This is a genomic window from Ruminobacter sp. RM87 (assembly GCF_000701925.1).
Lineage (GTDB): Bacteria > Pseudomonadota > Gammaproteobacteria > Enterobacterales > Succinivibrionaceae > Ruminobacter > Ruminobacter amylophilus.
In genome coordinates this window covers 171,341-181,549 of record NZ_JNKD01000001.1, presented here as the reverse complement: position 1 = coordinate 181,549, position 10,209 = coordinate 171,341, and the positions used below count along the sequence as shown (strand labels likewise).

At 43.8% G+C, this 10,209-nt stretch carries 8 protein-coding genes; 4 read left to right on the top strand and 4 right to left on the bottom strand.

Going from position 1 to position 10,209, the window contains the following annotated elements; genetic code table 11:
• The 3 genes from T489_RS0100760 to T489_RS0100745 form a co-directional block, all read left to right on the top strand.
• The coding region (locus T489_RS0100760) for a hypothetical protein (RefSeq protein ID WP_031578136.1) at positions 1–264 on the top strand (264 nt) is incomplete at its 5' end.
• A 297-nt stretch (positions 265–561) separates the two neighbouring features.
• Entirely contained in the window at positions 562–2,622 is a 2,061-nt protein-coding gene (nadE, locus tag T489_RS0100750; RefSeq protein WP_031578135.1) for an NAD(+) synthase, read from the top strand.
• Between the two features lie 19 nt (positions 2,623–2,641).
• Positions 2,642–3,499, top strand: coding sequence for a hypothetical protein (locus tag T489_RS0100745; RefSeq protein ID WP_031578133.1), 858 nt, complete (start codon positions 2,642–2,644; stop codon positions 3,497–3,499).
• Between the two features lie 276 nt (positions 3,500–3,775).
• On the opposite strand, the gene T489_RS0100740 is transcribed toward T489_RS0100745, so the two are convergent.
• From T489_RS0100740 to T489_RS0100725, 4 genes are all read right to left on the bottom strand, one after another.
• Positions 3,776–5,824, bottom strand: coding sequence for an MATE family efflux transporter (locus tag T489_RS0100740; protein ID WP_031578132.1), 2,049 nt, complete (start codon positions 5,822–5,824; stop codon positions 3,776–3,778).
• Positions 5,825–6,076: 252 nt separating this feature from the next.
• Entirely contained in the window at positions 6,077–7,060 is a 984-nt protein-coding gene (locus T489_RS0100735) for a hypothetical protein (protein WP_031578131.1), read from the bottom strand.
• Complete coding sequence (locus tag T489_RS0100730; RefSeq protein WP_031578130.1) at positions 7,060–7,992, bottom strand: hypothetical protein; 933 nt, start codon at positions 7,990–7,992, stop codon at positions 7,060–7,062. The genes T489_RS0100735 and T489_RS0100730 overlap by 1 nt, the downstream gene beginning before the upstream one ends.
• A gap of 40 nt (positions 7,993–8,032) precedes the next feature.
• Complete coding sequence (locus T489_RS0100725; protein WP_031578129.1) at positions 8,033–8,752, bottom strand: hypothetical protein; 720 nt, start codon at positions 8,750–8,752, stop codon at positions 8,033–8,035.
• A gap of 404 nt (positions 8,753–9,156) precedes the next feature.
• On the opposite strand from T489_RS0100725, the gene T489_RS0100720 reads away from it, so the two are divergent.
• Positions 9,157–10,116: a KpsF/GutQ family sugar-phosphate isomerase gene (locus T489_RS0100720; protein ID WP_031578128.1), complete on the top strand. Its 960-nt coding sequence runs from the start codon at positions 9,157–9,159 to the stop codon at positions 10,114–10,116.
• Positions 10,117–10,209: the final 93 nt, after the last annotated feature.

The following is a 10,209-nucleotide window of genomic DNA, read 5'->3' as shown; positions in this document are numbered from 1 at the left end:
GCCAACGGCATGAAAATGCCTTATGATTCTGATAACAAGCTGCTGGCAAATCTGGATTCCATCGAACAGACGGTATTCAGGGAAGGTTGTTATTACACTCCCGTAACCGGTGTTCAGAGAAGAATAATGGAAGCATTGAACATCCCTAAGCCTTCTACGGAAATATTTGGAAAGCTCTCGAAAGAAGAAGAGGAAACAGACGAAGACGACAACATACAGTCTTTTGACGAATTGGATATTATCCTGAGTGAAATAGAGAAATAATAAGACCGAACCTCATGTTATTTGAAATTCGGTCTTATGACGCCTAAACATATGAATTGCAACAAAGTTTAGGTTTTGTCTTAAAGTTTTCATCCGGCTGCAGGCCTCAGACAATCGGCGTTTTCGGAGACAGTTCCCGGGTAGAGTGTTTTATAATGAGGTGCAGACAGCCTTTATTACCAATCTTTATCTTGCAGTTATCAAACTTGTGGTAAAATTCAGAAGGTATTTTATTTGTCCGGAAAAAGCGAAAATCACGGGACTTTCCGGGCAGTCTTTCAGTATACGGAATCAGAAATGCGTAAGATCATAAATATGGCGGCAGTAGCGGTTAACACTACTCCTCTTGATATAGATAATAACATTGAATTAATTTATCAGGCCTACAGCGAAGCCGTCGGCAGCGGAGCCGATGTGGTTCTTACTCCGGAACTTGCGATTACCGGATATGGTATGGAGGACATGTTCTATGTATCCGAAATCATGCATGAAATTCCTTCACTGGTGGTTTCTCTTGCGGCAAGACTCAGAGAAAACACCTACCTTGCAGTCGGTTTTCCTTATCTTGTGGACGGCGGTCAGCTTTACAATGCAGTGGCTCTGCTTACAAAGGACAGGGTTCTCGGCATAGTATTCAAGCAGCATCTTGCCCGCAGCGGCATTCATTACGAACCGAGATGGTTCAATCCGTGGCATGCAGGTTCAAAGATAGAACTGGACTTTGCTGGGCAGAAGGTTCCGGCGGGGGATATCGTAATAGTTATTGACGGCGTGCGCATCGGTTTTGAAATCTGTGAGGATTCATGGGTTGCCGATCGTCCGGGTCGTTCACTGTATCTGCGCAACACTGACATCATTCTTAATCCGAGCGCCTCACATTTTGCCATCGGCAAACAGCAGGAACGTTCCCATTTCATTATCGAAGGTTCAAGAACCTTCGGAACCGTGTACGTTTACGCCAACCTTCTCGGCTGTGAATCAGGCAGGGCGGTTTATGACGGTGACTGTATGATTGCCTCTGGCGGAAAGCTGGTTGCCGTAAGCCCTCGCTTAAGCTTTACTCCTTACAGAATTCTACAGGCAACCTGTGACCTGCGCGTTAACCGTAATCAGAGAGCTCAGTCAAGCATGCTTCTCAACGTGTCAGACGCCTACTCTGACGGAGTGGTGTTCACTGACTGCAGATTCAATGACGAAAGTGATACGGCTCCGATTGCCGGTGCTGTTTTTCTGGCTCCGGAAAATGAGGAGGAGGCGGTTACCAGAACTGTTGCTCTCGGTCTCTGGGACTGGATGCGCAAGACTCATACCGGCGGATACGCTCTGAGTCTCAGCGGCGGTGCCGATTCCGCTCTCTGTGCCGCAATGGTTTACTATGCCATGGCGGAAGGTCTTAATGCCAACGGTTATGAAAGCTTTATGAATACCATGGCCGGCTGCGGTCTGAAATTTGAGCCTAAGGCAGAAGGTGTTTCCTACGAGGAATACCTAAAGACCGTGATTATGCCTAAGGTTCTGGTTACCCTTTATCAGGGGTCTCAGTATTCAGGTGATGTAACCTTCAATGCTGCCAAAGGACTTGCCGAAGAAATAGGAGCAAATCATAATCACTGGTCCATTGCTGAACTTGTAAAGGAATACATCAGACTGGCAGACAGTCTGACTCCTGACAGACCTATGACCTGGGAAACAGATGACCTTGCTCTGCAGAATATTCAGGCTCGAGTACGTTCTCCTGGCATATGGCTTCTTGCAAACCGTGCCAACAAACTGCTGATAGCCACCTCCAACCTCTCTGAAGCTTCAGTTGGCTACTGTACAATGGACGGTGATACTTCAGGCGTTATTTCTCCTATAGGAGGTATCAGCAAGTCAAGAGTTCTTAAAATCAACCGCTACATCATGGAACAGGGGCTGTCTGTACTGGACAACCGTCTGTACGCTGAAGACAGACTCAAGCTTGCTTCAATGAGTGCCATTGTGGCTCAGGCTCCGACCGCCGAACTTCGTCCTGTGGAACAGACTGACGAGGGCGATCTGATGCCTTATCCGCTTCTTGATGAAATCCGTTCACTGACCCAGAACGGCAATCTGACGCCAAAGGAAGTGTTCATTGAACTGTGCAGAAGTTCTTTTGCCGAAAAGATGTCAAAGCAGAGTCTGCTGAATTCTGTCCGCCGTTACTACAGACTGTATACTCGTAATCAGTGGAAGAGAGAAAGAATCGCCGCTTCATTCCATATTGAACGTGACAGCGCGGATCCGAAGACCTTCAGACGCTTCCCTATACTGTCGTCAGCTCTCAGCAGGGAAATGGCAGCTCTGAACGCTTATGCGGTTTCCATCGGGCTTGAATAATATCCAAAGGATTTTCAGAATGGTAAAGGAAAAGTTTAAATCTTCAGCAGCCGGTTTCACCGGTATTCTTTCAGCGCTGACTGCCGCTGCAGTGCTGTCGTTTTCCGTGGCCGGATGCGGTCTTGTGGCGATGGGAATAACCGAGTCACTGGGAAGTCCGGATTTAAAGAAAATCAGTAATGCAAAAGAAATCGGCTATGCCGTAACCTTCAGAACTCCTGCAGTTGCGTCCGATGTTACCGCGGAGGAAACGGCGGCCGCCAGAAAGAATGGCACCACCTTTACCATGCTGACCACTCAAAAGTACATCATCCTGGACATTGTCAGAAAAAACAATAACAGAGTATCCAGAAAAATGAGAGTAATTGAGTATCCGGATAAGGATCTGTATGCTCTTGAGCTCAGCGTACCTGCGGAAAAAAACACTCATAAGCGTTACGCTTATGCTTTTCCTGATGAATATACATTAAGTCAGGCGGTTGGGTTCGCTGATTTCTACAGCCTGAGAGGTTTATCCAATTATCTGATTTCAGTAAAGGATAAAGACTGTACAAGTCCATCAGGTGAAACCTACAGGGAACTTGAACTTATTTCCGCATGTAAAGGGAACGGCTTCAGGTACAAGGTGGAATCATTCATCAATTTTGATCATGGCTTTATTTTCCCTAAGTACTTTTCCTATAAGGGGCCGGCATCTGAATCCCATTATTTTGAGGTGGACGGTGTCAGAAACGTTAATTCCGACAAGGTCAGGGCTTCCTCAAAGCTTATGAATGAAGTAAACAGGGATTTCAGTCAGAAGCTGGCGCGCGGACTTGCTAAAAGGGCAGATGCTTCGGACATCAGAACCATAAGAAAGCTGGTTGAGGATAAATAGACTGGCGGAATGATGTTTTCTTAAGTCACAGGTAAACCTCCGAAATTAAAGTTTCGGAGGTTTGTCTTTTATAGGAAATTAATGCCTGGTGTCTTCCCAAAAACTGTTAGGAAACGTATAGTTTTGTTTTTTACACAAGAGGAGAAAATCAACGAATATCCGGTCTCATCTATTCGTTAATAAAAAATTGCTCTCCGGAGGAAAAATTACATCAATATTTTTGCCTCTCTCCCCTGTACTTAAAGTGCAGGGGATTTAAGCAGACAATGTTCAGAATTAATCCTGATCTTCGATGATTTCCTCAGCTGAAGATTCAGCTTCAGTATTGATAATCGCATTGTTTACCGGACGACCCTTGCTGGTCTTCTGAATGTCTTCAAGCGGCATGTTCAATGAATTTGCAACGGATTCGGCAATTGTTTCCTTGCAGCTGTACAGCATTGAAATAAGATACTTGAGGAGATTGTCTTCAATTTCAGCTTCCTTTTCCTCATCCGGAGTTTCAGGAGTCTTGCCTTCCTTGATACCGAAAAGCTGGTCTTCAATGGACTGCATTGATTTTGAAGCAGTATTGTTAAACCATGGGGAATCAGGATTGTCAAATTCCTTAATCAGAATTGATTCGGCACTAGGAATACTTACCTGCTGTCTCAGATCGTCCTTGAGGTAAATCTCCCTGCCTGTTCCGGTATCCAGTTCATACAGACTGTCCGGTTCAACATTCTGACCGAGTTTGAGTTTCTGTTTGCTTTCCTCTTCGCTGAGGACATTGTTTTTCAGAACGTCATCAATTGAATTTCTGGTGTTGACCAGAATTTCTTCAGCGTATCTGGCGATGTCCTTGCGCATATTGTTAAGGGAGTTATCAAGGTTTTTGATGCTCATGCTGCTTACAAATGACTGTTTGAGCTGTGAGTCACCGGCAATAAACGGATACTGCGAGTTACGTGCCTTGTACCAGTTTACGAAGTGTTCGGCAGAATCGTTGAGATCATCAAAGTGCTTGTTGATTTCCGTTGAAACGGTAGACATCAGTTGATGCAGATCCCTAATGGCTCCGGTCTTGATGTCGCGGATTTCCTTGAGTGTTCCAATCTTATACTTGATACCGCCAATGAGTTCGGCTTCAACCTTCATCTGGGTGTTGTTCATTTTGGCCATTTCAAGATACTGTATGTAGCGAGGGTATCCGAATACATAGGCTCCGGCAAGGAATACCGTCATGAACAGCGGGAGCATAATTGTTTTCCAGTTACGTACCAGAAAGCATTTTCTCTGTTTAACCCATTCCTGTTTGGAGTAAATCATCTTGAATTCACTCCATGGCATGGTAAGCATTCCGATAATGATTGCCACATGCGCACTGAATACCCCCATAGGCATGCCTATAAGCACTGATTTTACAGGTGTATACCAGGCTGAGCCGGCCAGAGAGTAAAGAATATAGTCAACCAGAGCGACTACGTAGTTGAGTCCCTGAATGAAAATGGTGAAAAGATTGTTGTGATAATCACTGTTGAAGCTTCCGAACAGAATGTTTCTGGCTTCTTCCTGAGACAGGGAAGGAGCGTACAGGAAACATCCTGTGGCAAATCCGGCAATTCCGCAGATGAGACATACGATAAAACGTCTGTTGAATCTGAAGAATGTTTCCTTTTTGTCTGCTTTCATGAGACGGCTGAAACCCGGAATGTTGAAAGTACTGTTAAGCAGCGCAAACAGGATGAATGACTGCAGGAATACCAGTCCTCCGTTTTTGGCATGGGTTACCAGAATAAAGAAGAGGATGATCCCGGACATGAGAAACATGAACATGGAGGACAGATTTCTCTTTGTTGAATAGATGAGTCTGTCCGTGAAGGAGTGCGGAGTGTAATCCTTCTTGATTTCGTTGTTCTTGTAAACACGATAGTATCTGATGTAGAAAATTCTCGGTAAGACGCCGAATATGCAGATCATTACAAGCGAGAACATGCATCTGGCGGATACGCTGCTGATGAATCCGGTAACGGCCCAGGTAAACAGAATGAGAACAATGATACCCGCGTACTTGAAAAGAAGTTCATAGAACGATTCTTCCATATAAATCTGTTCATATGATCTGGTGAAGAAATTCAGGAACCGGCTGTCATTTTCAAAAGAATGACTGAAATTTTCGAAATCCTGTGCGTCTTCATTGATTATATGAGCTGTATCATCCTGCTGACTTCCAGTATTTTCAGCGGCGGATTTGGTTTCATTTTCCTGACTGATGTTTAGAGTCGGTACAGTTTCTTCGGTATCTGCGCTGTTATCCGGCTTATTATTTGTAATGTTATTGTACATGGGCGGAACTCTGTTACCTGATTAGTTTAATTATTGCTGTTTTTCACGTAAATCGATGTGTTGTGTGATTCCGGTAAACAAAATGTAAATTCTAGGTATGTATTTTAAACTGATTATGAAATTTTTACAAAAAAAGGATGAACTGAAATAACCGAAATTCGAATAAGGATTGATTCACGGGGAATTTTCATAAAAAAAGGCCGGCAAAGGTGATATGTCACCGCCGGCCTTTCTGATTTCCAGAGAAAATTTTTATTTGAGCAGAGCTTCAATCTTTTCCTTTTCGGCAAGATAATCCGCGTATCTCTGTTTGATTACCTCATTGTTCTTCTTCATTCTGTCAATGCCTTTCTGCTGGCTGTCCTTAACCCAGCCGTCTGTTCTTCTTGCACTGAATATTCTGTTTGAGCCTTTGATTCTTGCATTAAGTTCGTTGAGAGTGATTTCTCCGTAGGCCTTTTCGTTGCTCATGGCCTTCTGACAGTCAGAGCGGCAGGAAATGATTTCCTGAATTTCCTCACCGGGCTTCAAAGGAGAGAGGAACGGATATGCAAAATGTTCGATCTGATAAAGAGGAACATCTCTGCCCTCAGCCTTGATAACGATACTCATGTTGATGTCGGTAACAAAGAGACTGTCAGTGTTGTTCTTGAACGTCAGACTGATGTTCTTCGGATCTCCTTCAACTCTTCCCAGTGTTACGGCAATCTTGTTGAGCTTGTCTTCCTCGTAATCGGAGATGATAAGCTCCTGCAGGGAATCCGTGTTTACAAATTTTGCAGAAACGTCATTTCCGGTTTTAAGCAGATGATCAACCTGTCTAGTAAGTTCTGCAGCCTGTTTGCCTGCTTCCACCTTTTTGCTGATGTCTCCTGCAAATTCCAGATTGCGCTTCTGGTTGTTTTTATATGCGGCAACCAGTTCCTCGTCACTGAGATTTCCGAGTGTGTCTGCGATGATTTCCTGAAAATCACTCTGACCGGAGAAGAAGCTGATGAAATTCTTAACGTCCTGATTACCGCTCTTCTGAGCCATGATAATGATTTTCAGCTGTTCAAGTTCCTTGATGTCGGATCTGTTCAGATCCTTATCCTGAAGCATGGAAACGAAAGTTTTCACCTCGCTCTGGATGTCATTCATTATCTGCTTTGATTCGGTATCGGCTGCGAATGCGTTATACCAGCCTGAAAGAAGAATTGATAATGGCAATGCGGTAAAGAGAATTTTTCTGATCATTATTTGTTCTCCTCTGATAAGGATGAAATAACACCGTTGATCCTGTCTATGGCCTGATCTGTTATCTCAGTATATGAAGCACAGAGATCCTTTACGATGGTGTCCTGACCGTTGATGGAATAGTAGTAGTTCTTTCTTTCGTCGCTGAAGGCTTGATAATCACTCATTTCCGTAGAGAAGAAACGATTTGAATAAGGATCGTATATATTTATGTCGATATCCTTTTTATCGTTAACATCATAAAATGAATAGTATACAGGGTAGCAGTCATAACCTTCACTGAGCAGGTCTGCAGAGTGTGATGTTATTTCCAGTGTGGACTGTTCACCCGGTGCCACTCCTCCCGGAATCTTCGCATGGTCTGAAAGATGTCTGTCTATTTTCAACTGCACTGAGCTCAGAGGCATTCTGCTGTTGTTTTTAACTGTTAACAGAAGGGAATTCTTTTTGTTTGGATTGGCCTGACAGGTGTATTCGATACCAGAGAAAAGTTCTTCGTCTCTCTTTATTCTTGCCAGAGTTTCCTTCTGATAATCACTCAGTTCTTTTTTTTCAGTCCCGTTGAGACGGTTGCAGACACCGGACAGATCTGAGTAGTTAAAGCCTGATTTGGTGTTTTCGATCCATAACTTAAGAGGGGTTACATTGATATTGTTTCTTATGTATTTTTCCTTCCAGTCGTTTCTTACGATCCTGATGATTTCGGAAGCCTTTCTGCCGTCTATCACTTTGCGCTGGTTTTCTGAACCGTTGTACCAGCTGATAAAGGCGATTTTATCTTCAGCGTCCAGACTGTTGAGCATGTCCTTAAGGCTTTCTTTTACCTCTTCTTTTGAACCGCTGAGATTCAGAGTCGGATCTCCGCATCCGGTGATGAAGAGAGGCAGGAACATTCCTGCTCCGATGATTGCTGATAATATGTTTTTCTTCATGATTATTTAAATTCCGTTTCAATATGTTAAAACATGTCTGTTAGAGACTCATGTTTCTGCGGACTGCCGGTTTTGCAGTATTCTCTGCCGGAGTCTGTGCCGGTGCTGCAACAGGCTGTTCCACCTTTTTGGCTACAGATGCTGCAGGAGTAACTACGGTTGCAGTAGCTGATTTACCTGAAGATGCGGTTTTGCTTTTAACGTTTTCCGCTTTGGCTGCGGCCAGACGTCTGGCTCTTTCCTGTTCAGCCTTTCTCTGCTGAGCCTCAAGCTCCTGTTTCTTCTTTTTGTCCTTTATCAGATTTTCAACGTCTTCACGGATTTTTCTCAGATCCTCAACGGCAAACTTCTGCTTCTCGGCTTCGAGAATGTCTTCGCAGCCTTTCTGTGAATAGCAGGTGTATTCAGCTACGTTTCTGAGAATTCCGTCAGGTGAATATGCAAAAATATTCAGTTCGTAGTACGCATGATCTCCGTTGAGCAGAGGACTGAAACTGAAGGTATATACTCCGAGTCTGTGAATGTAATCCTTTGGCTTGATTTCCGGAATATTTGTCAGAATATATGTTATTTCCTTTTCATCTATGGCCGGAAAAGTCTCCCATGGTTCTCCGAGTTTTGCTTTTACGGCAGATTCGGTATCCTGACCGATGGTGAACTGATTTACTTCTTCCGATGACAGATGCGTGCCGGCACAGCCGGAAAGCAGTAATGAAACAATTGCTGAACACAGCAGTTTGCTTTTAATGTTTATGATCATGAGTTTCCCTTTTTCAATGATTGTGTTGGGTTTTAGATACTTTGTGAAATATGTAGTTAATGCTTTAATTATATTTTTTATGTATATGTTTTTTATTCAGTATTGCTATTTTATAACAACTATGATCATTTTTGTTGTTTTTTTGTAAAAACAACGTTCTGTCAGAATTGTTCTCATATTTGCAGCGTGCAGAACCGGGGCATCGTTACACACCGTTTTACGGCGAATGAGGAACCAATCCTGAACTGTCCTGGATACATGTCAGTTCTGATATGTTACAATATAGGAACAGAGATCGGCGTGGTGAAAACACCTGCTTTTCGGATATACGCACGGTGCGTCAATCTGAAAAGAGATGCGCTGACTTATCTGCAGTCTGAACAGACAGGTTTATAGGAGCACGGATGAATACCATTAAAGAAGTTGTAGAAAAGGAAATTGAACATCTTAAGATTTTTGCCGCACATCTGGATGAGCCTGAATATCAGAAAGCTCTGGATCTGATTCAGGCATGCAAAGGCAAAATAGTGGTTACCGGGGTTGGAAAATCCGGTCACGTAGCTTCTAAAATCGCCGCCACCATGGCAAGTACCGGAACTCCTGCGTTTTTCGTACATCCGGGAGAGGCCTGTCACGGAGACCTGGGCATGATTCAGCCGAACGATCTGGTGATAGCCATTTCCCATTCAGGTGAAAGCTCTGAAATAATGACAATTCTTCCTATTGTAAAAAGCAGGGGAATAAAGATCATCACCATTACTTCAAAGCCTCAGTCTTCAATGGCTCTTATTTCCGATGTCCATCTCTGCACCTATATTACTGAGGAGGCGGGGAGACTTAATCTTGCTCCGACATCCAGTACCACCACTACAATGGTTTTAGGTGACGGCATCGCCATAGCTCTTGCCGAAAGAAACAATTTCACGCCGATAGATTTCGCGGCAAGTCATCCTGGCGGAGCCCTGGGTAAAAGACTCCTGGTTCATAACAGAAACGTTATGCATACCGGTTCAGAAATTCCGTTTGCAAGACTGGATAACACGCTCGGTGAGGCGATTCTTGAGGTAAGCGAGAAAAAACTCGGCTTTGTAATTGTTCTTGATGCAGAAGACAGACTGTACGGAGTGTTCACCGACGGTGACATCAGAAGAGCGTTTACCAGCGGATTTGATTTCAGAACCGCAAAGGTGAGCGATGTAATCAAGAAGGGCTGTTACACGGTTAAGGAGGATCAGATGGCTTATGATTCTCTGGTTCTTATGGAAGAGAAAAAGGTCACCACCATGGTCGTAGTTGATGGCGACAACAGAGTAGTGGGGGCTTTCAATATTCATGATCTGTTCCAGTCGGGAATCAGAAAGTAGGAATTTAAAGTTCTGTAAATGATGCGGAACAGCCTCTGCAGAATTATTGATTTCCACTTCAGGAGATAAAAGAAACCGGCAAGGATGCATTTG

Coding starts and splice junctions, on each gene's coding strand:
- nadE (WP_031578135.1), top strand. CDS start 562: ATGCGTAAGATCATAAATATGGCGGCAGTAGCGGTTAACACTACTCCT.
- T489_RS0100745 (WP_031578133.1), top strand. CDS start 2,642: ATGGTAAAGGAAAAGTTTAAATCTTCAGCAGCCGGTTTCACCGGTATT.
- T489_RS0100740 (WP_031578132.1), bottom strand. CDS start 5,824: ATGTACAATAACATTACAAATAATAAGCCGGATAACAGCGCAGATACC.
- T489_RS0100735 (WP_031578131.1), bottom strand. CDS start 7,060: ATGATCAGAAAAATTCTCTTTACCGCATTGCCATTATCAATTCTTCTT.
- T489_RS0100730 (WP_031578130.1), bottom strand. CDS start 7,992: ATGAAGAAAAACATATTATCAGCAATCATCGGAGCAGGAATGTTCCTG.
- T489_RS0100725 (WP_031578129.1), bottom strand. CDS start 8,752: ATGATCATAAACATTAAAAGCAAACTGCTGTGTTCAGCAATTGTTTCA.
- T489_RS0100720 (WP_031578128.1), top strand. CDS start 9,157: ATGAATACCATTAAAGAAGTTGTAGAAAAGGAAATTGAACATCTTAAG.